21 protein-coding genes are annotated in these 24326 nt (G+C 70.2%); 10 read left to right on the forward strand and 11 right to left on the reverse strand.

Annotation, left to right across the window (positions count from 1 at the left end; genetic code table 11):
• Window positions 1–35: 35 nt before the first annotated feature.
• Window positions 36–296, reverse strand: coding sequence for a hypothetical protein (locus JOD27_RS12130; protein ID WP_204762277.1), 261 nt, complete (start codon window positions 294–296; stop codon window positions 36–38).
• A gap of 18 nt (window positions 297–314) precedes the next feature.
• A complete protein-coding gene (locus JOD27_RS12135; RefSeq protein WP_204762278.1) occupies window positions 315–632 on the reverse strand; it encodes a winged helix-turn-helix transcriptional regulator in 318 nt (105 codons plus the stop codon).
• A gap of 63 nt (window positions 633–695) precedes the next feature.
• On the opposite strand from JOD27_RS12135, the gene JOD27_RS12140 reads away from it, so the two are divergent.
• The gene (locus JOD27_RS12140) at window positions 696–1169 is read left to right on the forward strand and encodes a group II truncated hemoglobin (protein WP_204762279.1); all 474 of its coding nucleotides are present in this window, start codon (window positions 696–698) and stop codon (window positions 1167–1169) included.
• On the opposite strand, the gene JOD27_RS12145 is transcribed toward JOD27_RS12140, so the two are convergent.
• Both JOD27_RS12145 and JOD27_RS12150 read right to left on the reverse strand, forming a co-directional pair.
• Window positions 1159–1575, reverse strand: a complete 417-nt coding sequence (locus JOD27_RS12145; RefSeq protein ID WP_307830094.1) for a YybH family protein — start codon at window positions 1573–1575, stop codon at window positions 1159–1161. The two genes, JOD27_RS12140 and JOD27_RS12145, sit on opposite strands and share 11 nt — an antisense overlap.
• 28 nt (window positions 1576–1603) lie before the next feature.
• Window positions 1604–2170 carry an NADPH-dependent FMN reductase gene (locus JOD27_RS12150; RefSeq protein WP_204762281.1) on the reverse strand — a complete coding sequence of 189 codons (567 nt, stop codon included), beginning with the start codon at window positions 2168–2170 and terminating at the stop codon, window positions 1604–1606.
• A gap of 131 nt (window positions 2171–2301) precedes the next feature.
• Between JOD27_RS12150 and sigJ the strand changes: the two genes are divergently transcribed.
• Window positions 2302–3174: an RNA polymerase sigma factor SigJ gene (sigJ, locus tag JOD27_RS12155; RefSeq protein ID WP_204762282.1), complete on the forward strand. Its 873-nt coding sequence runs from the start codon at window positions 2302–2304 to the stop codon at window positions 3172–3174.
• A 631-nt stretch (window positions 3175–3805) separates the two neighbouring features.
• Here sigJ and JOD27_RS12160 read toward each other — a convergent pair.
• The 3 genes from JOD27_RS12160 to JOD27_RS12170 form a co-directional block, all read right to left on the reverse strand.
• Window positions 3806–5197 (reverse strand): helix-turn-helix transcriptional regulator, encoded by a 1392-nt coding sequence (locus tag JOD27_RS12160; RefSeq protein ID WP_204762283.1) that lies wholly within the window; start codon window positions 5195–5197, stop codon window positions 3806–3808.
• A complete protein-coding gene (locus tag JOD27_RS12165; RefSeq protein ID WP_204762284.1) occupies window positions 5194–5631 on the reverse strand; it encodes a hypothetical protein in 438 nt (145 codons plus the stop codon). Before JOD27_RS12165 ends, JOD27_RS12160 begins: the two co-directional genes overlap by 4 nt.
• A gap of 68 nt (window positions 5632–5699) precedes the next feature.
• Window positions 5700–7040: an Hsp70 family protein gene (locus JOD27_RS12170; protein WP_204762285.1), complete on the reverse strand. Its 1341-nt coding sequence runs from the start codon at window positions 7038–7040 to the stop codon at window positions 5700–5702.
• Between the two features lie 376 nt (window positions 7041–7416).
• Between JOD27_RS12170 and JOD27_RS12175 the strand changes: the two genes are divergently transcribed.
• From JOD27_RS12175 to JOD27_RS12190, 4 genes are read left to right on the forward strand one after another with little or no spacing between them, the layout of a single operon-like run.
• Entirely contained in the window at window positions 7417–7989 is a 573-nt protein-coding gene (locus JOD27_RS12175) for a hypothetical protein (protein ID WP_204762286.1), read from the forward strand.
• A 58-nt stretch (window positions 7990–8047) separates the two neighbouring features.
• Entirely contained in the window at window positions 8048–8650 is a 603-nt protein-coding gene (locus JOD27_RS12180; protein ID WP_204762287.1) for an IniB N-terminal domain-containing protein, read from the forward strand.
• A gap of 7 nt (window positions 8651–8657) precedes the next feature.
• A complete protein-coding gene (locus JOD27_RS12185) occupies window positions 8658–10421 on the forward strand; it encodes a dynamin family protein (protein ID WP_204762288.1) in 1764 nt (587 codons plus the stop codon).
• The gene (locus JOD27_RS12190; RefSeq protein WP_204762289.1) at window positions 10418–11839 is read left to right on the forward strand and encodes a dynamin family protein; all 1422 of its coding nucleotides are present in this window, start codon (window positions 10418–10420) and stop codon (window positions 11837–11839) included. The genes JOD27_RS12185 and JOD27_RS12190 overlap by 4 nt, the downstream gene beginning before the upstream one ends.
• 9 nt (window positions 11840–11848) lie before the next feature.
• Here the strand turns inward: JOD27_RS12190 and JOD27_RS12195 are convergent, their stop codons facing one another.
• Complete coding sequence (locus JOD27_RS12195) at window positions 11849–13225, reverse strand: amino acid permease (RefSeq protein WP_204762290.1); 1377 nt, start codon at window positions 13223–13225, stop codon at window positions 11849–11851.
• A 312-nt stretch (window positions 13226–13537) separates the two neighbouring features.
• Here JOD27_RS12195 and JOD27_RS12200 point away from each other — a divergent pair, with 312 nt between their 5' ends.
• Entirely contained in the window at window positions 13538–14812 is a 1275-nt protein-coding gene (locus JOD27_RS12200; protein ID WP_204762291.1) for a vanadium-dependent haloperoxidase, read from the forward strand.
• Window positions 14813–14877: 65 nt separating this feature from the next.
• Here JOD27_RS12200 and JOD27_RS12205 read toward each other — a convergent pair whose 3' ends face one another.
• Window positions 14878–15309, reverse strand: coding sequence for an MmcQ/YjbR family DNA-binding protein (locus JOD27_RS12205; protein WP_204762292.1), 432 nt, complete (start codon window positions 15307–15309; stop codon window positions 14878–14880).
• Between the two features lie 190 nt (window positions 15310–15499).
• On the opposite strand from JOD27_RS12205, the gene JOD27_RS12210 reads away from it, so the two are divergent.
• Window positions 15500–19828: an OmpL47-type beta-barrel domain-containing protein gene (locus tag JOD27_RS12210; RefSeq protein WP_204762293.1), complete on the forward strand. Its 4329-nt coding sequence runs from the start codon at window positions 15500–15502 to the stop codon at window positions 19826–19828.
• A 35-nt stretch (window positions 19829–19863) separates the two neighbouring features.
• Here the strand turns inward: JOD27_RS12210 and JOD27_RS12215 are convergent, their stop codons facing one another.
• A complete protein-coding gene (locus JOD27_RS12215) occupies window positions 19864–20871 on the reverse strand; it encodes a zinc-dependent alcohol dehydrogenase family protein (RefSeq protein WP_239566957.1) in 1008 nt (335 codons plus the stop codon).
• 85 nt (window positions 20872–20956) lie between these two features.
• On the opposite strand from JOD27_RS12215, the gene JOD27_RS12220 reads away from it, so the two are divergent.
• Window positions 20957–21763, forward strand: a complete 807-nt coding sequence (locus tag JOD27_RS12220; protein WP_372441692.1) for an MmyB family transcriptional regulator — start codon at window positions 20957–20959, stop codon at window positions 21761–21763.
• Here the strand turns inward: JOD27_RS12220 and JOD27_RS44840 are convergent.
• The gene (locus tag JOD27_RS44840) at window positions 21711–22154 is read right to left on the reverse strand and encodes a hypothetical protein (RefSeq protein WP_239566958.1); all 444 of its coding nucleotides are present in this window, start codon (window positions 22152–22154) and stop codon (window positions 21711–21713) included. The genes JOD27_RS12220 and JOD27_RS44840 overlap by 53 nt on opposite strands.
• A 126-nt stretch (window positions 22155–22280) precedes the next feature.
• Between JOD27_RS44840 and JOD27_RS12230 the strand changes: the two genes are divergently transcribed.
• The gene (locus tag JOD27_RS12230; RefSeq protein ID WP_307830096.1) at window positions 22281–24287 is read left to right on the forward strand and encodes an ATP-dependent Clp protease ATP-binding subunit; all 2007 of its coding nucleotides are present in this window, start codon (window positions 22281–22283) and stop codon (window positions 24285–24287) included.
• The last annotated feature ends 39 nt before the right edge of the window (window positions 24288–24326 follow it).

The following is a 24326-nucleotide window of genomic DNA, read 5'->3' on the forward strand; positions in this document are numbered from 1 at the left end:
GGGGTCTCTCAGACCACTCTCATCGCGCTCTCACCTCAGGGCGCCGCGGTCTTCAGGCAGTCGAGCACGGCCTGGTCCGGTTCTCCGGCCGCGGCCTTGCCGTCGAGGAAGGCCTGCCGTTCCTGCACGGGCTTGCCCATGTACCAGTCGGCGACGCACTCGACGGCCTGCGCGGGCGCGTCCTTGGTGCCGGCGTCGGCCCTGATCTTGGCGATGACGTCCTGCTTCGTCGGTCCGGACTCCGCGCAGGCACCCAGGCACAGCACGAGCAGGACCACTACCCCCAGTTTGCTCATGGCTGGAGAGCATAGGAGTCACGACTGCGCGATGACCACACCTGTCCTGGCCGCGCGCAGGAGGCCCCAGTCGTAGAGCGCCTGGAGCGCTGGCCCCAGGGTCCTGCCCTCCTCGGTGAGCGAGTACTCGACGTTCGGGGACACCTCTTTCCGTGCCACGAGGCCCGCCTCCTGCAGCTCGCGGAGCCGTTGCACGAACATCTTCTCGCTGATGCCAGGCACTTTGCGGCGCAGTTCGCCGTAGTGGTGCGCGCGTTCCTTGAGGTGGGCGAGGATCACCGCCCGCCACTTGCCGCCGATGACGTCGAGGGCCAGCTCGACAGGACAGTGGTACATGGGCGCTCCTCACCAAAAGGTGCGTACTTGCCGGGCGTTCAGGGTGATGCTGGAGTTGGCGTCGTGATCAACGACCAGTCAACACCCACCCTCTACGCCTGGGCCGGTGGCGCCGAGGCGTTGCTGCGGCTGACCGAGGCGTTCTACCGCCGCGTCGCCGACGACGCGCTGCTCGCGCCCGTGTTCGCCGGCATGGATCCCGGCCACGCGCGCTACGTGGCGCTGTGGCTGGGCGAGGTGTTCGGCGGACCTGCCGACTACACCGCCGAGCGGGGCGGGTACGAGTTCATGCTGGGCAAGCACCTCGGCCGGGCCATCACCGAGCAGCAGCGCCGCCGCTGGCTGAACCTCGTCATGGACGCGGCGGACGAGGTGGGACTGCCGGACGATCCGGAGTTCCGTGCCGCGTTCGTTTCCTACCTCGAATGGGGCACCAGGCTGGCGGTGCAGAACTCCCAGCCGGGCGCCACGCCCTTCCACGGGGCCCCGGTTCCCCAGTGGGGCTGGGGCGTGGCGCCGCCGTACGTCAAGGACTGAGGTCGGTCGCCCCCGCGCCGCTCGCGATGTCGAACGGGACGGAGACCTGGTCGTGCGTGATCAACCACTTGCCGTCGATCTTGCGGAGGCCGAACGTCGCGCGCACCCACATCCCGTCCGTCGGCACGCCGTTCGTCAGCGTGCCGCTCAGACGCCCGAAGCAGTGTCCGAAAGCGACACTGTCGCCGACCGTCAACGCCAGGTCGCGGATCTCGTAGTCCACGTCCTGGAAGAAGACGAAGGCCGTCGCCCAGTTCTTCAGCTTGGCGTCGATGCCGACGTGCTGCAACGGCGGTTCCACGTCGAAGGACACGACGTCCTCCGAGTACAGCCGCCGGAGAGCCTCCAGGTCCTTGGCCCTGATTCCCTCCGCGATGAGGCCGATGTGCTTCCTGATTTCGTCCACTTCGGACACTTTCGTTCCCCTCCGTCAGTCAGGCCGCGGTGACCGGAGCGTCTGCGCGCAGCGGCGCGAGTGCCGTGCTCCAGGCGACGACCTGGTCCAGCAGCCCGTCCAGCGCGGCGACGTTGTACTCGCCCGGCTTCAGCACGGCGTAGTTCTCGAACTCGGTCGCCAGCGGCAGCGTCACCTGCGTTGCCACGTCGGCCACTTCCAGCGCGCCGCACGCCAGCCGCAGCTGCTCGACGGCGCGCGCACCGCCCACACCGCCGTACGACACGAACCCCATCGCCTTGTTGCGCCACTCCGCGCGCAGGAAGTCCAGCGCGTTCTTCAGCACGCCCGGCACCGAGTGGTTGTACTCGGGTGTCACCACCACGAAACCGTCGAACGACGCGATCCTCGCCGACCACGCCCTGGTGTGCGCGTTGCGGTACTCCCCCGGCAGTTCGTCCAGGTGCGGCAACGGGTGGTCGAGCAGGTCGATCACCTCGAACTCCGCGTCCTCGCGCGCCGCAGCGCGTCCCTCCACCCACCGGGCCACCTGCTCGCCCCTGCGGCCCGGACGGGTGCTGCCGAGGATGATGCCGATCCTGATCATGGGCTTCCTTCGTTTCGTGGTGTTCGCTTCCGATCACTACGACGACATGGACCCTGGGAATGTCAGGCCCTGACACTTCGGGGTGGTGTCTCGTCGGACAGAGTGAAGACACCGAACCGACGGGAGCACCGATGACGGACCTGGTCCTCGACGAGCGCCGCCACCTGATCAACCTCGCCTACCGGCTGCTGGGTTCGCTGGCCGAGGCGGAGGACGCGGTCCAGGAGGCCTACGCCCGCTGGTACGCGCTGTCGGGGCCACGGCAGGACGAGATCGCCTCGCCCGGTGCCTGGCTCACGACCGTCACCAGCCGCATCTGCCTCGACCTGCTCGGTTCTGCACGCAACCGCCGCGAACGGTATGTCGGCGCGTGGATCCCCGAACCGCTGCCCGACCCCGCGGAAGGACACGCCTCCGACCCCGCGGACCGCGTCACGCTCGACGAGTCCGTCAGCATGGCGTTCCTGGTCGCGCTCGAGTCGATGACTCCTGCCCAGCGCGTCGCGCTCGTCCTGCACGACGTTTTCGGCTACTCCTTCGCCGAGGTCGCCGAGATCACCGGCCGCACCCCGGCCGCCTGCCGCGAGCTGGCGTCCTCCGCCCGGCGGCGCGTCCGCACGTCACCACCGCCGGAGACGCTGGCCGTCCGCCAGGCCGTTCTGGTCCGCGACTTCAAACAGGCGTGGGAGCACCAGGACATCACGGCTCTCGTCGGTCTCCTGGACCCAGCCGCGACCTTCACGGCGGACGGCGGCGGCCTGGTCACCACCGCGCTGCTGCCGATCACGGGCAGTGAGCAGATCGGTCAGTTCCTCTTCGCCGTCGCCGGCAGTGTCTCCGGCGACTTCACACTGCTGGAACGCACCGTCAACGGCCAGCCCGGCCTGCTGATCCGGCACAACGGCGTCACGACGTCGGTCTACGCGTTCGACGTCGCCGACGACCGCATCACGCACATCTGGGCGATCCGCAACCCGGAAAAGCTGCGACCCTGGACCACCTAGTACCACCGACTCTTGATCGAAACGCCGCCAAGGGCGCGTCTCGAAATGACCCGTAGGTTTCCGTCTTGGTTCCCGTTGATGTGCTACGGGACAGGTGCCCCTCGTTGATCTTTATGAAGGGAACCTTCGTCACACGTGGGGTCCAGGGTCCCGGCAAAGTCGGCAGGTGAGCGCCGGGCCTGCACTGATGGCGTTTGCAAGTACTACCAACTCAAGATCAACCTGCGTCTTTCTACTACCAACCGGCCCGCAGGGCGCCGTACGGCCGCGCCAGCGACCAGCCTATTCGCAGGACATCGAACCAGTTGGGTGCAGTCAGCGGCGATTTGATCAAGAGGCGGTGGTACTTGCAGGCGCCGTGCCAGGCAGGACGACTTTGCCGGAGCCCTGCACGTGGGGTCTGAAGGGACCCTTCATCCCGAACTTGCACGCCGCGCAGGTTCGCCCCGTCGCGGGAACGCGCACACCAAGATCAAACCGGCGTGTTCCGCACGCCCGACTACCTCCAACGTGGTCGCCGCACCGCGTCTACGGGAGGCCTGTTGGTAGTAGGAACGTGCCTGTTGATGTTGAGTTGGTGGTACTTGCAGACGCCGTCAGAGCCGGCGCCGACCTCGATACAGGCCCTGGCTCAGCCGGCGAGGCGTGACCGCAGCGACGCCATCAGCTCGGCACGGCTGGACACCGCGAGCTTCTGCCGGATCCGTGCCACGTGCTGCTCCACCGTCTTCGGCGAGATGTACAGCCGTGCGCCGATCTCCTTCTGCGTCAAGCCGTCCAGCAGCAGCTCGCCGACCGAACGCTCGCGTTTGGACAGTCCGTCGGCGGGTTCCTCGGTGGCGAACCTCGCCCGCAACGTCCGTCCGGTGCTCAGCAGTTCGCGTGCCTCGGCGGGGTCGCCGAGCTTCGCCGCCGCGGCACCGCACAACGCCATGGCCTCCCACGCGTCGTCCAGCCCGGCGGCCACGGCCGCCACCTCGCGTCCGTTCACGTCTCCGCGCACCACGGAGGCCCACGCGTGGGCGACCGGGCCTCGTTCCGTTGCCTGCAACGCCACCGCGGCCTGGGTCGCGGCCTCACCGTCTCCGGCACCGACGGCGCGATGCAGCCTCCACCAGTGGTTGGTGTGCAACGCCCACTGCGGCACTCCGGCCTTGGCGATGGCGCAGGTCATGGCCTCGACGACGGTCTCGCCGTCGAACCGCGACACCGCTGCCGCGCCAACGGACAGCTCGCCCCAGGCGTCGAGCAGCAGCACCTCGACGTCCGCGCCGGCGACGACCGGTGCGACGCGGCGCCACGTGGCGCGCAACGCGTCCGCGTCTCCGGTGCGCCGGGCGAGGCCGATCGTGACGGCGGCCGCGAGCACGGCGTCCCGGCGCAGCACCGGTGCGCCACCGGCGGACGCGATCGCGGCGCGTGCCTCGGACAGGCGTCCTGCCCGCAGGTGCAGCCAGGCCGCGAGCAGGCGCCGCCGCGACGTCGGCGGGCGATCTTCGTGCGCTGCCAGGACTTCCTGGGCGGTGCGGTCGTCGCCACCGGCGATCAGCACGGTCACGGCCAGGTCGTCCCACTGCTCGGCGGCCAGTCCGTCGACGGGCACGGTCGCTGCCGCCAGTCCCGCCAGCCTGCGTGCGGCGCGGTCGAACCCGCCGCGCACCGCCTCGATCGCGGCGTCGACGCCGTCGAGGAACACCGTCAGCCCGCGCGGTGCCGCTCCCGACAGCTGCTCACGCGCCGCGGCCAGGTCCCGGTCGGCGGCTTCGACGTCACCGCCGAGGCACGCGGCCAGCGCCGCCCGTGCCTGCGCGGCGACGGAGGGTGCGCCGGTCAGCGCGGTCGCGATCACCCGCCACCTGGCCGCCGCGTCGAGCAGCGAGCCGTCGGCTGCCGCGGCCGCGGCGGCCACTCCCGCGGCCAGGCAGTTCTCGTCCGCTCCCGCGGCGAGGATCCGATCGGCTGCCTCGATCGCCGCGGCCGTGTTCCCGGATCTCCACGCCAGGTCGACCTCAGGTGCCTTCATCGCTTCTCTCCCCCTCCGAACCACACCCGAGCCGCGGGCGAGAACGAGACGACCACCGCGAGGACGGCGATCCCGCTCGCCACCACCAGGCCCACGAGGAACGTCGATCGCAGTCCCCCAACCGCGATCACCGCGTGCACCGCCGCGACACCGGCGAGCAGCACCAGCACGATTCGCGCCCACCGCTTCCCCCGGTTCAGCGCGACCACGCACCCCAGTTCCAGCAACGCCAGCAGCGGTCCGCCGCCGAGCAGCAACGCCAGCACGGCGAGAGCCACCCGTTCCCGCGTGGCCACGGCTTCCGCCGGAAATCCTTGCGCGATCTGAGAAAGCAGGTCGGCGAAGAGCTTCCGAGCCTCCGTCGACGCGAGCGCCGAGCTGGCCAGCTGCACCACTGCGGCGATGGTCCACGACAACACGACAGTTCGGACCACCGGCGGCTTGACCCGTTCGACGGGCTGGAAGCGTTGCAGGCGGGGTCTTGGAGGTACGGCGGGTCTTGTCACGGGGCACCGGCTTTCGTCGTGCCGCTCGTGGTGGTGGTCGTCGAGCTCGGCGGCGGCGGAGTGGACTTCGTCGTGGTGACCGTCGTCGAAGGACGCGTGGTCGTGGTGGTGGGCTTGGATTTCGGCGGCTGTGTGGTGTTCTGCCGCGGCGGAGGCGCCGGAGCCGGCGGCTGGGTGGGCACGTACTCGACGACGGTGGGTTGCCCTGTCGTCTGTGTCGTCGTGGTCGGTGCCGTCGGGGTGATGCTCGTCGTCTTCGCACCGGCCTTGTTGGCCAGCGCGTTGTTCGCGAGCAACGCACCTGCGACGGCCACGGCGAGCACACCGGCCGTCACGAACGGTGTCAGCCTCACCCGCTTGCGCCGCAACGACTTCGGCGCTTCGGGAAGCGGCGGCCGGGTCCACATCGCGGTGGCGACCGCGGCGGGTTCCGGTTCGAGACCGCGTGCGTGGAGCGCGGCACCGATCGCGGCCATCCCGTTCGGCGCGGGCGACACGGCCCGTCCGAGCTGCGCGGAAACCTCCTGCGTCACCAACGGAATCCGTGCCGAACCACCGACCAGCAGCACGGCGGCGAGCTCGTGCGGCGACGTTCCCGCGGCACGCAGCGCGCGGTCCAGCGCGGCCACGGTCTCCTCGACCACCGGCCGGATCATCGACTCGAACTCGGTCCGTCCCAGCCGGACCTCCCGCGTCGCGATCCCCGGTAGAGCAACGGGGATCAGCACCTCGGTGTCGGCGGACAGCTTCTCCTTGGCGGCGGTACAGGCACGCCGCAGCTCGACCACCGCCGTCAGCACAGCGGGATCCATGGCGTCCAGCGCGTCCCACCCCGGCTGCAACGCCTCGACGACGTGCTGGAACACGACCTCGTCGAAGTCGAGGCCACCGACTTCCAGCTCCTCCGGCGGCCCGGCCATCACGAACCGGTCGGCGGACAGCTTGCGCACCACGGCGGCGTCGAAAGTCTTGCCACCAAGGTCATAAACGGCGACGGCCGCACCATCTTCCAGGCGGGCGAGCGCGTCGTGCGCGCGGACTACGGCCTGCGGTTCCGGCACGAACAGCGCGTCGGCCAGACCGCTCGCGGACAGGGCGGCCCGCAACGACTCCAGCCGGTAGTGACCCCATCCCGCAGGGTGAGTCACCGCCACCCGCGCGGGCTGTCCCCCCGGCAGGGAAGCGAGCACCCGCACCAGAAAACGGGCCGTCACCGCTTCCGCCGTCAACGCGGCGTCACCGATCCGCAACGGAGTGGGATCGCCGATGCGGTTCTTGAACTCCCGCGCGACCCGGCCGGGATCGGTCAGCGCGCGGCGTTCCGCGTCGGGTCCCACGAGGAACGTCCCGTCAGGACTCTGGAAAACCACAGACGGCACAAGCACTTCAAGCCTCGCGGCCTGATCTGGTCTACAGGTCGACACGGTGGTGAAGGTCGATCCCAGATCCAGTCCAACCTGGTACGACATCGGACTCTCCTATGGCACTTCGCAGCGGACGTACCTACACGTGTGTCTCAGTTGGTCCGGTTCACCACTCTTGACAAAACAGGGGGCAATCCCTCAATGGCCACTCCTCCCCTCCCTCGATCCCTGTGTTCGTGGCGGAGACGAACAGGGTTCGATCCCGATGGCAGAGGCCTCGCCGGGACCTAGCTTCGTTGTTGTCAGCCGGTCGGAACCGCCGCCGGCGACCAACACCAAGGAGCAGGACATGAGCAACCCCATCGACCTCAACACGTTCCTCGCCGACCTGACCGCCGACCTCGACCTGGACACCACCAACGCCGCCGAGCAGCAGCTGCAGACGGCTCAGGTCAACCCGCAGTCCGCGAACCAGGACGCCGACCAGGACCAGGACACGACCACGGTCACGAACACCGAGGGTGGCGGCGGGGGCGACGGCGGGACGGCCGTCGGTGGCGACAGCGGCAGCGCCGACGGGGGCAACGGCCTCGGGGTCGGCGGCGCCGGCGGCGACATCGACCAGGACGGCCTCGTCAACGTCAACTTCGGCTCCACGTCGGGTGGCAGCGGCATCGGCTTCGGTGGCAACGGCGGCGTGACCGGTGACGGCGGCGACGCGGACGCGTCCGGTGGCAACGGCGGCGCGGCGCAGTCCGACGTGGACGTGGACGCCGACCAGGACCTGGACCAGGACGTCGACCAGACCTCGGACCAGGACGCCGACCTGACCGCCGTCTCGGACCAGTCGAACGACTTCGACATCGACGTCGAGAACGAGATCGACAACATCGTCGAGGACCTGGACCTGCCCGCCTTCTGATCCCCGGACCGGCCCCAGGGCCACCTGGGGCCGGTCCGTTCCACGTGAGGAGCCGGACATGCTGTCCACCCTGATCGACTTCCTGATGAACCTGCTGAGGGACGACGACGCGAAGAAGGCGTTCGACGAGAACCCCGACTCCGAGTTGAAGAAGGCGGGCCTGAACGGCGTCACCGGACAGGACGTCCGGGACGCGCGGCTGATCATGGCCGACTCCGGCGCGGTGCGCAGCCGTGGTGCGGAGAGATCGTCCTCCCACGACGACGATCCTGTCCGGGAGATCCACCACACCACGCACGAGTACGTGGTGGAGAAGCCGGTGACGAACATCGAGCAGAACATCAGCATCGACGACCGGGACGTCACGATCATCGACGACTCGTTCAACTCCGACGACGACACCGAGGTCAACTCCGTCGCCATCCAGGACAACGACACGAACGTCGTGCAGGTGAAGGACTCCTTCAACGAGCATGCCGGCGTCGAGGACGACGTGCCGCCGGAGCCGGACCCCGTGGAGGACGACGACCCGGAGATCGTGCTGGACGACCCGGTCGTGCTCCCCGAACCCGAGCCCGAGCCCCTGCCGGTGGACGTCGAGCCGGAGCCTGCCCTCGAACACGTCGAACACGATGCCGAACCCGACCCAGTGATTGCGTGAACCCACCATGACGACCACACCGATCGAGGCCGTCGACCGCGCGCTCGCCGCCATCGCGCGCTACGAACGGCCTGACCTGGAAGCGCGGCTGCGCCAGGCGAGGGCACGACTGCGGGACGACCGCGTGCGGCTGCTGGTCGTCGGTGAGTTCAAGCAGGGCAAGAGCATGCTGGTCAACGGCCTGCTCGGGGCGCCGGTGTGCCCGGTGTTCGACGACATCGCGACGTCGGTCCCGACCGTCGTCCGGTACGCCGAGCAGCCCGTCGTCACCCTGGTGCGCGGTGACTCGCGCGTCGAGGTGCCGGTGGACCAGCTGCCGGTGTACGCGTCGGAATCGGGGAACCCCGGTAACAGGGAACGGCTGGACCACGTCGAGGTGGGTATTCCCCGCCCGATCCTCGGCGAGGGGCTGGAGCTCGTCGACACCCCCGGTGTCGGCGGGCTCGGCTCCGTCCACGGCGCGGCCACGATGTCCGCGCTGCCGACCGCCGACGCGGTGCTCCTGGTGTCCGACGCGTCCCAGGAGTACACGGCGCCGGAACTGGAGTTCCTGCGCAACGCCGTGGCCGTGTGCCCGAACGTGGCGTGTGTGATCACCAAGACCGATCTCTACCCGGACTGGCGCTTCGTCGCGGCGCAGAACAAGGCCCACCTGGAAGGTGTCGGGCTCGAGCCGTCGTTCTTCACGGTGTCGTCGACGCTGCGCTGGCACGCACTGCAGACGGGCGACCAGGACGTGAACCGCGAGTCGGGCTACCCGCCGCTGGTCACCTACATCCGCAAGAAGGTGCTGGGCGAGGCCGAGGCGCTCGCCCGCCGCTCCACCGCCCATGACGTGCACGCCGTCATCGACCAGATCACCTCGTCGCTGCGCGCGGAGGAGTCGGCCCAGTCGGATCCGGCGTCCGCCCAGGCGTTGATCGACCAGCTCTCCGCGGCCGAGCAGCGCGCGGCGGGCCTGAAGGAACGGTCCGCGCGCTGGCAGCAGACCCTGTCCGACGGCGTCGCGGACCTCAACGCCGACGTGGACTACGACCTGCGCGACCGGATGCGGGAGATCGTCCGCGAGGCGGAGGAGTCCATCATGGACGGTGATCCGACGAAGATCTGGGACCAGTTCACGACCTGGGTCCAGGACACCGCCGCGTCGGCCGTCTCGGCGAACTCGGTGTGGGCGACCCAGCGGGCCCGCTGGCTGGCCCGGCGCGTGGCCGAGCACTTCGACTCGGACCGGGAGCAGACGCTGCCGTCGCTGCAGACGTCGTCCGGCGACCCGTTGCGCGCGGTGCGTGCGCTGGAGGTCCGGTCCGACGAGAAGTTCGGTGTCGGCGGCCGGTTGCTGAACGGCCTGCGCGGCGGCTACTCGGGTCTGCTCATGTTCGGGCTGCTCGGCTCCGCGATCGGCCTGTCGCTGATCAACCCGATCTCGATCGGCGCCGCGGTGCTGCTGGGCGGCAAGACCATCGGCGACGAGCGGAAACGCATCGTACAGCGCCGCCAGAACGACGCGAAAGCCGCGCTGCGCCGCTACATCGACGACGTGACGTTCCACGCGGGCAAGGAGTCCCGCGACATGCTCCGGGTGCTGCAACGCGACCTGCGCGACCACTTCACCGCGCTGGCCGACCAGCTCAAGCGCTCGCTGCAGGAATCGATCCAGTCGGCCCAGAAGTCCGTGAAGGCCTCGTCGGCGGATCGTTCGGCGCGGCTGAAGGAGATCGCCGCGGAACTGGCGGCGCTGGAGAAGGTCCGTGCGGAGGTGACGGCGTGATCATCGACGAGGTCCGCCGCGTGTTGTCCCTCGCGGTCGACGCCTACCGCGACCAGCCGCGTGCCGCCCACTTCCTGCGCGGCCAGCTGGACCGGCTGGAGTCACCGCTGCGCGTCGCGATCGCCGGCCGGGTCAAGGCGGGCAAGTCCACCCTGCTGAACGCCCTGGTCGGCGACTCGCTGGCTCCCACGGACGCCGGTGAGTGCACGCGGGTCGTCACCTGGTACCAGGACGGGCGCTCGCCGCGCATCGTGCTGCACCCGGTGACCGGCAACCCGGTGTCGCTGCCCGTGGTGCGGCGGGACGGGGCGCTGTCGATCGACCTCGGCGGTGCCGCCGTGTCCCGGCTGGTCGTGGACTGGCCGTCGCAGAGCCTGCGGCACACCACGTTGATCGACACACCCGGCATCGCCTCGCTGTCGGCGGAGAACTCGGCCAAGGCGGTGCGGTTCCTGACACCGGACGACGAGACGCCGACCGAGGCCGACGCCGTGGTGTACCTGATGAAGCACCTGCACTCGGCCGACGCGGCCTTCCTGGAGTCCTTCCGCGACCAGGGAGTCGCCCGCGCGGCCGCCATCAACACCGTCGCGGTGATCTCCCGCGCCGACGAGATCGCCGGTGGCCGGGTCGACGCGATGATCTCCGCCCGTGCCATCGCGGCCCGCTACCGCTCCGCGCCCGAACTGCACGGCCTGGCGCACAACGTGGTCGCCGTCGCGGGGCTGGTCGCCATGGCCGGACGAACCCTGACGCAGGCCGAGTTCGTGGCCCTGTCGGCACTCGCGGCCGAGCCACGGGAGTCGCTGGAGTCGTCGCTGCTCTCGGCGGACCGGTTCACGTCGGGGTCGCAGGAGCGGGCCGCTCTGCTGCGCCGGTTCGGGGTGTTCGGGATCCGGTTGTCGGTGACGCTGATCCGCCAGGGCATCCGGTCGCAGGCGGCGCTGGCCGACGAACTGGTGGCGCGCAGCGGGCTGCGGGAGCTGCAGCGGGTGCTGCAGACGCAGTTCAGCGAGCGCCGCGACCTGCTGAAGGCCAGGTCCGCGCTACTGGCGCTGGACCGGGTCGTGCGCACCTCCGGCGGAGGGCGGCTGGCCGGCGAGGTGGAACGGATCCTCGCCGGCACCCACGAGTTCGCGGAACTGCGGCTGCTGTCGGCGTTGCGGTCCGGCGTCGTGTCCCTGCCGCTGCCGATGGTGGCGGAGGCGGAGCGCCTGCTGGGCGACTCCGGCATCGCACCGGCGGCACGCCTCGGCCTGGCCCCGGACGCGGTGGCCGCCGAGGTGCGGCACACCGCGTTCGCGGCACTGCGACGCTGGCAGGCGCAAGCGGAGAACCCGATGCTGGCCCGGAAGTCCGCCGACGCCTGCCGCGTGCTGGTGCGGACGTGCGAAGGGCTGCTCACCCACGCGAGGTGAAGCTCCTCGTCACGTCGTTTCCGGCACCGCCACGGCCTCCGGTGCGTGCCGACGGCCGCGCACCACGCCGACCACCACCACGACCGCCGCGACGAGCAGGCTCAACAGCAGCTGGGACCGGGCGTCGGCGTCGAACAGCATGCCCGCGAGCAGGGCCACCATGCCGACGATCGTCGCCCACGTCAGGTACGGGTAGCCCCACATCCGCAGCGTGAGCTGCTCGGGCGTCCGCTGTTCCAGTTGGCGCCGCATCCGCAGCTGGGACACCGCGATGGCCAGCCACACGAACACCGCCACCGCGCCGGAGGAGTTGACCAGGAAGAGGAACACCGTGTCCGGCGAGAGGTAGTTCAGCGCCACCGTGATGAACCCGACGACGGTGGAGGCCAGCACCGCGGCCGTCGGCACTCCTCGCCGCGAGACCCGGCCGAACGCCGCAGGGGCCTCACCGCGCCTGGCGAGTGAGAAGACCATCCGGGAGGCGGTGAACAGGCCCGAGTTGAGGCACGAGAGCACCGACGTGAGCACCACGACGTCCATGACCGCCGCGGCCGCGGGCAGGCCGAGGGTGTCGAGCACCGCGACGTACGGGCTCTTGGCGACGTTGGCGTCGTCCCACGGCAGCAGCGTGACGACGACGGCGATCGAGCCGATGTAGAAGACGAGGATGCGCCACACGACCGACTTCACGGCGGCGCGCACGGCCTGCACGGGGTTGGCCGACTCGCCCGCCGCGACGGTGGCGATCTCGGCGCCGAAGAAGGAGAAGACCACGACGAGCATCGCCGCGAAGATCGGGCCGGTGCCCTGGGGGAAGAAGCCGCCGTGGCCGGTGAGGTTCGCGAGGCCCGGTGAGGAGAAGCCCGGCAGCAGGCCACCGATCGCGAGCACGCCGACGACGAGGAACACGGTGATCGCCGCGACCTTGATGCCGGCGAACCAGAACTCGAACTCACCGAAGGATCGCACCGAGTACAGGTTCGTCAGCGTCAGCGCGATCGTGAGGACGAGAGCCCACGTCCACTGTGGAACGGCCGGGACCCAGCGGTGCACGATCGCGGCTCCCGCGGTGGCCTCGATGCCGACCACGACGACCCAGAACCACCAGTACAACCACCCGATCGCGAACCCTGCCCACGGGCCGATCGCGCGCTCGGCGTAGGCGGAGAAGCTGCCGGTGTCCGGGTTGGCCGCCGACATCTCGCCCAGCATCCGCATCACGAGCACGACGAGCAGCCCGGCGGCAGCATAGGAAAGCAGAACACCGGGTCCCGCCTTGCCGATCGCGGCGCCACTGCCGACGAACAGACCGGCGCCGATGACCCCGGCGATGGCGATCATGCTGAGGTGCCGCTTCCGCAACGAGGGTTGCAGGTCCTGCGACATCGGCCCTCCTTCCCTCGGTGAGAATTGGTTTCGCACAGTCTGAGAGCGGCACCGCCGCGAGGAACAGTCGACAATTCGTCGAAGTCACGCCGCTGGATTGTCCAGATCCGACAATCCATGACGGCCGTGTTTCCAGCAGGTCACGGTGCTCAGCCGTCGCACTGGCGTCCACAGTGGACGATTCGAGAGGCCGGCCGGATCGCTCCCGGTGTGCAGCGTTCGGAGCAAGTGCATACCCGGCAAGGCTTGTTGCCCGTGCCGCACGGCGGCAGGACACTGGAAGCCGTTGCCGATCGGCTACTGGGGGATTCCATGACACGCGGTGTTCGTGAGCCCGGAAAACTGCGCCGACTGTGCGGAGCCGCTCTGCTGACCGCGCTTTCGCTGACCGTGCCGGTGACGGCGCAGGCAGAGGCCACACTCCGGCAGAACGCCGTCATCACGTGGAATCTCCACGCCGAGAACGCCATCTTCGACGTCGCCCGGCAGTCGCCGACCGCGACCTCGCGCAGCTTCGCGATCGTGCAGGGCGCGGTGTACGACGCGGTCAACGCGATCGCCGGCACCCCGTACGAGCCGTACCTGGTCGCTCCCCGCAGCCGTCCGGGCGACTCGACCGCGGCGGCCGTGGCCACGGCGGCCTACCGCACGCTCGAGTGGCTCTTCCCCGCCCAGGCCGACGCCCTGCGCGCGAAGTACGAGGAGTCGCTCGCCGCGATCCCCGACGGCCCGTCCGAACGCGGCGGCATCGCCGTCGGCCAGGCCACGGCGACGGCGATGATCGAGGCGCGGCGCAACGACGGCGCGTTCTCCGACGCCACCTGGCCCGTCGGCACCGGCCCCGGCCAGTGGCGGCCGACTCCGCCGGGCTTTCTCCAGACCGGCGCCTGGTTCGCCACGCTGAAGCCGTTCGTCGTCGCGCCCGGCCCCTACCGCGCCCCAGGGCCGCCCGCGCTGACCAGGGCCGCGTGGGCCCGCGACTTCACCGAGACCAAGTCTCTCGGCTCGGCCACCAGCACCACGCGCACGCCCGGCCAGACCGAGGCGGCGATCTGGTGGGACGACCCGCGGCTGGTGGAATGGCAGATCAAACGCCAGCTCGCCACGACCCACCGGCTCGGCACCCTGCAGACCGCCCGGATGTTCGCGATGGTGGACGTGGCCGCCGCCGACTCGCTCATCGCCTGCTACCAGGAGAAGAAGCGCTGGCACTTCTGGCGCCCGGTGACGGCGGTCCCGCTCGCCGACACCGACGGCAACCCGGCCACCGGCGGCGACCCCGCGTGGACCCCGCTGCGGACCACCGCGCCCTCGCCGGAGTACCCGTCCGGCCACGCCTGCTTCACCGCCGCGACCACGACGGCCCTGCGCGCGTTCTTCGGCCGCGACGACCTGTCCTTCAGCGCCCACAGCGCCGACTCCGGCACCACCCGCCACTACCGCAGCCTCTCGGTGGCCGCGGCCGAGCTGGACCAGGCCAGGATCTGGGCGGGTGTGCACTACCGGTTCGCCACCAAGGACGGCCATCGGCTCGGTGCGAGCGTCGCCCACGACGTCCTCGACCGCTCCTTCGGCCCCCGCCGGTGACTCAGGTCCGCAACGCCTCGCGGACCTTCGCGGGGGTTCGGGGTGCGTTCGACACATACCGTCCGTCACCTCGGCGGCGTCCGGATCATGGCGTCGCCGCCGGGTACCAACGCCTTGAGCCGCCGTGGAGCCGTCACCAGGTAGCTCTCCACGAGCAGTTCTCCGACCTCGCCCCAGTCGGTGTCGTCGTCGAGCACCAGCCCGACGACGTTGGCCGACCACCGGGGCTTGAAGAACGGGTGCGGCGCGTTGCTCAACGCCGCCAGCTCCGGCCCTTCCGACCGGAACGTCAGCACGCTGCCGTCCGCCATCCCGGTCGCGTCCGCGTAGGACGGCGGCCTGCCGTCCTCGATCTCCAGCACGTGCGCGAACGCCCGCTGGGCCACCCGCCAGCGGATGCCGCGCCAGGCTCGCTCCTCGGCCACCTCGGGTAGCGCCGCGCACACTGCCCGCAGTCGCTCCAGGACCTCGTCCGGAACCTCCGCGTAGTCAGCCACGGTCCCCCTTCCTGATCAACTTCCAGCCTGAACCGAACAGCTTCCCAGAACGGTGAGATCGCCCGGAGGTCCCCGCCGATTCGGGACCAAAGACCTCAATTACGCCGTTTGCCCGGGCCGGGGGTAACGGTGCGTATCCGCGTTCCGAAACGAGGACCGTATCCGCACCCGTTCCGGAATCGGTGAAAATATGAAACAGAGGTCTCGTCGGGGGCTAACGGCGCTGGTCGCCGGTTCCGCGATCCTTCTCAGCACACCCGCCGCGTTCGCGACGTCGTTCAGCAACCCCGCGATTACGTTCAGTGGCGACGGTGTCACGTCGAACGGGGTCTTCTACGCGAGGTCCGGCAAGCAGATCAACCTGGTCGCACACTTCGCCAACACCGCGAAGTGCATCCACGTGACGGGATTCCCGAAGGTGGCCCTCAACGGCGTCACCAGCTGGACGCAGCCGCTCACGACCCCGAACGGCGCGGACGGCCTGCAGACCCTGACCGTGCTCATCGGCGAGAGCTCCAACAACAACACGTGCAGCTCGAAGACCGACACGGTGACCGCCTCGTACGTGCTGGACAACACCGGCCCCTCGGTCACGTCGTCGCTCAGCCCCGCCGCGAACGCCGCCGGGTGGAACAACGGCAACGCCACCGTGTCCTGGTCGGCGAACGACGGCACGGGCGTCGGCGGCGGCACGACGACCGCGCCGACCACGATCTCCGCTGACACCGCCGGTCAGACGGTCACCGGCCGCGGTACCGACGCGCTCGGCAACGTCGGGCCCGAGTCGTCCGTCGTCGTCAAGCGCGACACCGTGAAGCCGTCGATCAGCGGCACCCGCTCGCCCGCCGCGAACTCCTCCGGCTGGAACAACACCAACGTCACCGTCGGGTTCACCTGTTCCGACGCGTTGTCGCTGATCAAGAGCTGCCCCGGTGCCACGACGCTCACGAACGAGGGCGCGAACCAGTCGGCCGGCGGAACGGCCACCGACAACGCCGACAACGCGCAGAGCACGACCGTCGGCGGCATCAACATCGACAAGACGGCGCCGACCCTCACCGCGAGCGCGAAGCTGCCCGACGGCAGCCCGTACGTTCCTGGCACGTGGACCAACCAGAAGGTCACCGCCGTCTTCACCTGCGCGGACTCGTTGTCCCAGGTGGCGACGTGCGGAACCGAGACGTTCCTGAACGGCGAGGGCGCCGACCAGACCGCCAACAGCTCCGGCAGGGACTTCGCGGGCAACATCGGCACCGCGAGCGTGTCGAACATCGACATCGACAGGACGGCGCCGGTCACGAGCGCGACCGCGCCGCAGACGGCGTGGAACAACACCGACGTCACGGTCGCGTTCTCCGCGAGCGACGCGCTGTCCGGTGTGCGCGAGACGCACTACAAGGTCAACGGTGGCGCGGCGCAAACCGGCGCCCAGCTGACGCTGAACGCCCAGGGCACCTACGCGGTCGAGTACTGGAGCACGGACAACGCCGGCAACACGGAGTCCGCGAAGACCGTCACCGTCAACATCGACAAGACCCCGCCGACGATCACCCACGCGCAGTCTCCCGCCGCGAACGCGAACGGCTGGAACAACGGCGCCGTCACGGTCACCTTCACCTGCGGCGACAGCGGTGGTTCCGGCGTGGCGACCTGCGGTCCGAACCAGACGGTCGGCACCGAGGGCAAGGACCAGGCCGTCACCGGCACCGTGAAGGACAACGCGGGCAACACGGCGTCCGACCCCGCCACGGTGAGCATCGACACCACCAAGCCGACCATCACGCCGTCCGTCACCGGCAGCGCGCAGGACGGTTGGTACAGCCAGGACGTCACCGTGTCCTACGAGTGCGGCGACGCGCTGTCGGGTGTGGACAGCTGCACCGGAACCCAGACGCTGGGCGAAGGTGCGAACCAGACCGCGACCGGCACCGCGACGGACGCGGCGGGCAACAGCGCGACCGCGAGTGTCACCGGCATCAACGTCGACAAGACCGCGCCGACGCTCACCGGAACGCCGAGCACGACCGGCTGGAGCCGCGAGGACGTCACCGTCACGTGGACCTGCACCGACGGCGGCTCCGGTGTGGCGGGTTCACCGTCGCCGAGCACGGTCACCGGTGAGGGCACGGACCTGTCCGCGTCCGCCTCGTGCACCGACAAGGCGGGCAACACCGCCACGACGACGGTGTCCGGTATCAAGATCGACCGCGCGGCGCCGAACACGACCGCGAGCGTCGCGCAGCCGTTCGACAGCGGCTGGTACGCCGACAGCGTCGAGGTGACGCTGTCCGCCGCGGACGCCCTCTCCGGCGTCGGCCAGACGCAGTACCGCGTCGACGACAACGCGGCGCAGCTGTACACCGGTCCGTTCGGCTTCACCGCGAGCGGCAAGCACGTGATCACCTTCTGGAGCGTCGACCAGGTCGGTAACCAGGAGAGCGCGGAAGGCAACGCGCTGGCGCTGTGGGTCGACACGGCCGCGCCGACGATCATCGGCAGCCGCACCCCGGCGAACGGCCACGGCTGGAACAACACGGACGTCGTTGTCTCCTTCGCGTGTGCCGACAGCGAGTCCGGGCTCGCGAGCTGCAGCGACCCCTCCACGGTCACGGCGGAGGGCGCGGGCCAGAGCGTCAGCGGCACCGCTGTCGACGGCGTCGGCAAGAGCGCGTCCACGACGGTCGGTGACATCAACATCGACCGGACCGCACCCGTGCTCACCCGGTCCTCGACGGCCGGCTGGCACAACGCGGACGTCACCGTGCACTGGACCGCGGTCGACGGCCTGTCCGGTGTGGACGAAACGACCGTGCCCGCGGACAGCGTCATCACCGGTGAGGGCCGCAACCTCGCGTCCAACACCGTGACGGTGAAGGACAAGGCTGGTAACGAGAGCACGCCCGCGTCCGCGACCGGAGTGATGATCGACCGCGCCGGTCCCGTGATCAGCGGTGGCCCGATCACCTCGCCGAACGCCGCGGGCTGGTACCGCGACGAGGTCGTCGTCGACTTCGCCTGCGCCGACCCGAAGCTCGCCGACGGAAGCGACGGCTCCGGTGTCGCGTTCTGCCCCGGCAGCACGGTGCTGAAGACCGACGGGGCCGGCCAGTCCGTCACGAGCGGCGACGCGAACGACGTCGCTGGCAACACCACCAAGGGCAAGACCGTCGGCGGCATCAACATCGACGGCACCGCCCCGAGCACCACCAGCGACAACCAGTGCACCAGGACGAACGGCTGGTGCACCGGCTCCACGGCGAACGTGGTGCTCACCGCGACGGACGCGTTGTCCGGCGTGCAGGAGCTGCACTACCGGATCGACGGCGGCGCGGAGCAGGTCGCCGCGGGCGCGAGCAAGACGGTCGCGGTCCCGCTCGACGGCAGCGGCGCGGGCACCGTGACGTACTGGGCGGTGGACAAGGCGGGCAACGCCGAAACCCCGAACGGTGTGTCGCTGAAGTGGGACAACATCGCCCCGGCCGTCAGCCACACCACGTCGCCCGCCCCGAACGCCGACGACTGGACCAACAGTGACGTCACCGTGCACTTCACGGCCAAGGACGACGACGCCGGTTCCGGTCTGGACGCGGCATCGGTCACGCCGGACGTCGTGGTCGGCACCGACACCAGCGGCCAGGTCGTCATCGGCTCGGCGAAGGACGTGGCGGGCAACGTCGGCACCGACTCGGTGACGATCAAGCTCGACAAGACCAAGCCGTCCATCACCGCCGAGATCGTCGGTGGCGCCAAGCCCTGGTTCACCGCGCCGGTGAAGGTGCACTTCACCTGTGCCGACACGGGATCCGGCATCCCGGCGACCGCCTGCCCCGACGACGTCGTGGTGAGCACCAACGGTGCGGGCCAGTCCGTCACCGGCACGGTCACCGACCGGGCGGGCAACAGCCAGAGCGCGACCGTCGACGGCATCAACGTCGACACCGCCGCTCCGGTCTTCGAGTCGGTCAGCGTGGCCGACGGCGCGGTGTACCGCTTCACCGCTCCGGCTCCCGCGTGCACCGCCACCGACGCGGTGTCCGGTGTGGACAGTTGCGTCGTCGTCACGACGGCACTGGCGGATCCGGGCGCATGGTCGTTCACCGCGACCGCGAAGGACAAGGCGGGCAACACCAGCACGCGAACCGGCCGGTACCAGGTGCAGCTGTACGAGTTCGGCGGCTTCCTGCAGCCGATCAACGCCAGCGGCTCGACGAGCGTGTTCAAGGCGGGCAGCACGGTGCCGGTCAAGTTCCAGCTGCGTAACGGCACCGGCGCGCTGGTGCAGTCACGGACCGCGCCGCAGTGGGTCGTGCCCGTCCGCGGTGGTCTGCTGACCTCCTCGGTCAACGAGACGGTCTCGACCGACTCGGCGACGACCGACGGCGCGTTCCGCTGGGACGCCACGGCACAGCAGTACATCTACAACTGGCAGACCAAGGGCCTGTCGGCCGGGTACGCCTACCGGATCGGCGCCAAGCTGGAGGACGGCCAGATCCTCTACGTCACGGTGGGCCTGAAGTAATCCCCGTTGACCGGGTGCCGGAGACCGGCACCCGGTCAGCTCACCGTGATGACGACCTTCCCGAACGGCTGCTCGTCCTCGTAGTACCGGAACGCCTTCGCGGCGTCCTCGAACTCGAACTCCCGGTCCAGGACCGGGCGCAGACCGCCGGCCTCGATCGCGCGGTTCATCGCCAGGAACTGGGCCTGACTGCCGACGGCGATCGACCGCACGCTCGCACCGGAGCCGAACAACACCCTCGGGTCGAGCATCGGCACGTCACCGGCGACGAACCCCACGAGCGCCACCTCCCCGGCCACCGCCACGGCCCGCAGGGACTTCGGCAGGTCGCCCACCACGTCCACGACGCGGTGCGCACCGCGCCCACCGGTCGACTCCCGCACCTGAGCCGGCCAGTCCGGCGTTGCGCGGTGGTTCAGCACCTCGTGAGCTCCCAGCGCTTTCAGCCGCCGTGCCTTGTCCTCACCGCTCGTCGTGGCGATCACGTCGGCGCCGAGCAGTCCGGCGAACTGCGCCGCGAACAGCGATACGCCGCCGGTGCCCAAGGTGACGACCGTGTCGCCCGCGCGTACGCCGGACAACGCGTTCCACGCCGTCACCCCGGCGCACGGAAGCGTCGCGGCCTCGGCGAAAGACAGGTGCCGCGGCACCGCAACCAGCGCGGATTCCGGCAGCACCACCAGTTCCGCGAGCATCCCGTCGAGCGACCCGCCGAGCTGCGGCAGGTGCTCCGGCCCGAACGGACCGTCCACCCAGCTGGGGAAGAGCCCGGCGGTCACCCGGTCGCCGACGCGCGTCCGTTCGACGCCCGGTCCCACCGCCACCACCTCACCGGCGCCGTCCGACACCGGGACCAGATCCTCCTTGACCGGCAACACGTACGTGCCGCGCAGCACGAGGAGCTCGCGGAAGCCGAGCGACACCGCCCGCACCGCCACCAGCACCTCGCCGGGTCCCGGCACCGGCACCGGTTCCTCGCGCAGCGTCAACCCGTCGATCCCCGCACCACTGGCCGCCCGCCAGCTCCGCATCTTCTCCGTCATGAGCTGATCTTGTGATTTCCGCTGGAGGAGAACAATTCCCTGCGAGGAATGGCCCGTGACCGGCTAGAAAGACCGGGTGCCGACGATCGGGAACGCCCTGGGCGGCGAGCTGCGCCGGTGGCGCGACGCCCGCCGCATCAGCCAGCTGGAGCTGGCCACGCGTGCGGGCACCACCCAACGGCATATGAGCTTCGTCGAGACCGGCCGCTCACTGCCCGGCCGCCCGCTCGTGCTGCGCCTCGCCGAGTCGCTGGACCTGTCGCTGCGCGAACGCAACGCGCTGCTGGTCGCCGCCGGCTACGCGCCCGCGTTCAGCGAGACGAACCTCGACGACCCCCGGATGCGGCCCGTGCGGGATGCGCTGCAGCAGGTGCTCGCCGGGCACATGCCGTACCCGGCACTCGTCGCGGGCCCGCGCGGCCAGATCGTCGCCGCCAACGACGCGATCGACGTGCTCACCGAGGGCGCCGCACCGGAACTGCTGACCGGCGACGTGAACGTCTGGAGGCTGGCCCTGCACCCGGACGGCATGGCCGGCCGCGTGCAGAACCTCGACGTCTGGGGCAGGCACGTGATCGAGGGCCTGCGCGCCAGGGCTGCCCGCCATCCCGATCCGCAGCTCAGCGAGCTGATCACCGAACTGTCCGGGTACGTGCCGGACGCGCCGCCGCCCGGCGACGACTACCTCGGCTTCGCGGTCCCGCTGCGGCTGAGCACGCCCGACGGCACCCTGCAGCTGCTCACGACGCTGACGTCGTTCGCCACCGCCGTCGACGTCACGCTGGCCGAGCTGCACCTGGAGGCCTGGCTGCCGGTGGACGCGGCCAGCGCCGACATCCTCACGCGTAGGGGTTGCGCCCGGAAAGGCCACCCACCTTGCACGGACCGTTGAACGCGTCGCGGCACACCACGACTCCCATGTAGGTGATCGTGTCGCCGCTGATCGACCACTTCAGGTCGTTGTAGGTCGTGTAGTCCTCCTTGTCGCAGCCGGAGTGGTCGTACCGGCGCGTCGGCGTGGTGTCGGGATGCAACGACCCGTTGTAGAACAGGAAGTAGGCGTAGACCGGCTTGGCGTCGCAGCCCCAGTCGGACACGATCAGGTCGATGTTCGACGCGGAGCTCCGCCCGGTCCAGTCGAACGTCGCCCCGGCGTAGCCGTAGTCCTGCGCCGAGTAGATGAACTCCTGCGCGGCCGCACCGGCGGACGGCGCGTTCAGGACGGTGGCCGACACCACCACCGCGGCAGCGGCCGCGATCTTGCTGAAGCTTCTCGAACCCATGGCGGCAGTCAACATCGCCCAGAGCCCCGGAAGAAGCTTTTGCGTCTCGGTGCAATACCTCTGCGCAATGCCTCTGACCTGTGCTCTTGGCCGACGAGGCGCAGGATTGAGGTGGAGGTGACAGGCGTGGGCGACGACTGGCTGTTCGGCTTCGGGTCCAACTCGCTGGAGGACCTGGTCGGCAAGCTGTTCGGCGGACTGGGACGGTCCCCTTCCGCCACGCGGCGCACCGACCACTTCGGCCGCGACCTGACCGCCGCGGCGCGGGATGGCCTGCTCGATCCCGTGATCGGCAGGGAGGACGTGATCGACGAGGTGCTCGAGGTGTTGTCGCGGCGCACCAAGAACAACCCCGTCCTGATCGGCGATCCGGGAGTCGGCAAGACCGCGATCGTCGAAGGCATCGCGGCCAGGATCGCGAGTGGCGAGGTGCCCACCACGTTGAACGGCAGGCGGCTCATCTCGCTGGACCTCGCGGGCATGGTCGCCGGAGCCAAGTACCGGGGCGAGTTCGAGGAACGGCTGGAAGGCGTCATCGCGGAGGTGGCCGCGACGAACCGGATGGTGATCCTCTTCATCGACGAGCTGCACACGGTGGTGGGCGCCGGAAGTGCCGAAGGCGCGCCGATGGACGCCGCGAACATGCTCAAACCGGTGCTCACGACCGGGAGGCTCCAGGTCATCGGCGCCACCACGGTCGAGGACTACCGGCGGCACGTCGCCAGGGACGCGGCGCTGGAGCGGCGGTTCCAGCCGATCGTGGTCACCGAGCCGTCGGCCGAGGAGTCGGTCGCCATCCTCCGCGGCCTGCGCGCCCGGTACGAGATGCACCACGGGGTGCGGATCACGGACGAGGCGATCGTGTCGGCCGTGGAGCTGTCGGCCCGCTACGTCACCGACCGGTTCCTGCCGGACAAGGCCGTCGACCTGGTGGACCGCGCGGGCGCGCGGGTCCGGTTGCGGGAGAAGTCCCCGATGCCGCCGGATCCGGTGGTGCTCGAGCAGCGGGTGTGGCGGCTGAAGCGGGAGATCGCTGCGGCAGAAGGGGACGCGTCCTCGCTGGAGGACGAGCTCGGCCGTGCCGTCGCCGAACTGGAGGCCGCCCGCGCCGCGCTGGCCAACGCGCCCGAGGTCGGCGCGAACGACGTCGCCGAGGTCGTGTCCCGCAGCACGGGCATCCCGGTCGCGCAGCTCACCGAGGCCGAACGGGATCGGTTGCTGCACCTGGAGGATCACCTGCACGAGCGGATCGTCGGGCAGGACGAGGCGGTGGAGGCCGTCGCCGACGCGGTCCGCCAGGGCCGGGCGGGCCTCAAGCACCCGCATCAGCCCGTCGGCTCGTTCCTGTTCCTCGGGCCGACCGGGGTGGGGAAGACCGAGGTCGCACGGGTGCTGGCCGAGGTGCTCTTCGGCTCGCAGGACCGGCTCATCCGGTTCGACATGAGCGAGTTCTCGCAGCAGCACACCGTCGCGCGGCTGATCGGCGCGCCGCCGGGGTACGTCGGCTACGAGGACGCCGGTCAGCTCACCGGGGCGGTCCGGCGCGTCCCGTACTCGGTGCTGCTGCTGGACGAGATCGAGAAGGCGCACAGCGACGTCTTCAACACGCTGCTGCAGGTGCTCGACGCGGGCCGGCTCACCGACGCGCAGGGACGCACCGCCGACTTCGCCAACGCCGTGATCATCATGACCAGCAACATCGGCGCCGACCAGCTGCTCGCCGCGGCGAGTTCGGGGGTTCCGGTCGAGCAGCTGCGCGAGCCGTTGATGGCCACGGTCCGCCGGTACTTCCGCCCGGAGTTCCTCAACCGCCTCGACGAGATCATCCTGTTCCGCGGCCTCGACTCCGGGCAGCTGCGGCAGATCACCGGGTTGCTGCTCGAACGCACCCGCCAGCGGCTGCGCGAGCAGAACATCACGCTGGAGGTGGACGGGCAGGCGATCGACTGGCTCGCGTCCCGCGGTTACGTCCCCGAGTACGGGGCCCGGCCGTTGCGCCGCACCATCGGCAAGGAGCTTGACCGGCGGCTGTCCCGCGCGCTGCTCGCGGGTGAGTTGCACAGCGGGCAGCACGTCGTCGTCACGGTCACCGATTCGGACCTGTCGCTCACGATCACCGATCCCCCGGCATGACCGCGCCGGGCACATGCAGGTCCTGAGCGGCATGCACAC

This window comes from Lentzea nigeriaca, from assembly GCF_016907955.1.
Taxonomy (GTDB): domain Bacteria; phylum Actinomycetota; class Actinomycetes; order Mycobacteriales; family Pseudonocardiaceae; genus Lentzea; species Lentzea nigeriaca.

Excerpts from the sequence above, each read along its gene's own strand:
- JOD27_RS12185 (WP_204762288.1), top strand. The coding sequence starts at position 8,658 with ATGACGACCACACCGATCGAGGCCGTCGACCGCGCGCTCGCCGCCATC.
- JOD27_RS12175 (WP_204762286.1), top strand. The coding sequence starts at position 7,417 with ATGAGCAACCCCATCGACCTCAACACGTTCCTCGCCGACCTGACCGCC.
- JOD27_RS12135 (WP_204762278.1), bottom strand. The coding sequence starts at position 632 with ATGTACCACTGTCCTGTCGAGCTGGCCCTCGACGTCATCGGCGGCAAG.
- JOD27_RS12160 (WP_204762283.1), bottom strand. The coding sequence starts at position 5,197 with ATGAAGGCACCTGAGGTCGACCTGGCGTGGAGATCCGGGAACACGGCC.
- JOD27_RS12130 (WP_204762277.1), bottom strand. The coding sequence starts at position 296 with ATGAGCAAACTGGGGGTAGTGGTCCTGCTCGTGCTGTGCCTGGGTGCC.
- JOD27_RS12215 (WP_239566957.1), bottom strand. The coding sequence starts at position 20,871 with ATGACGGAGAAGATGCGGAGCTGGCGGGCGGCCAGTGGTGCGGGGATC.
- sigJ (WP_204762282.1), top strand. The coding sequence starts at position 2,302 with ATGACGGACCTGGTCCTCGACGAGCGCCGCCACCTGATCAACCTCGCC.
- JOD27_RS12195 (WP_204762290.1), bottom strand. The coding sequence starts at position 13,225 with ATGTCGCAGGACCTGCAACCCTCGTTGCGGAAGCGGCACCTCAGCATG.
- JOD27_RS44840 (WP_239566958.1), bottom strand. The coding sequence starts at position 22,154 with ATGGGTTCGAGAAGCTTCAGCAAGATCGCGGCCGCTGCCGCGGTGGTG.
- JOD27_RS12210 (WP_204762293.1), top strand. The coding sequence starts at position 15,500 with ATGAAACAGAGGTCTCGTCGGGGGCTAACGGCGCTGGTCGCCGGTTCC.
- JOD27_RS12150 (WP_204762281.1), bottom strand. The coding sequence starts at position 2,170 with ATGATCAGGATCGGCATCATCCTCGGCAGCACCCGTCCGGGCCGCAGG.
- JOD27_RS12180 (WP_204762287.1), top strand. The coding sequence starts at position 8,048 with ATGCTGTCCACCCTGATCGACTTCCTGATGAACCTGCTGAGGGACGAC.
- JOD27_RS12200 (WP_204762291.1), top strand. The coding sequence starts at position 13,538 with ATGACACGCGGTGTTCGTGAGCCCGGAAAACTGCGCCGACTGTGCGGA.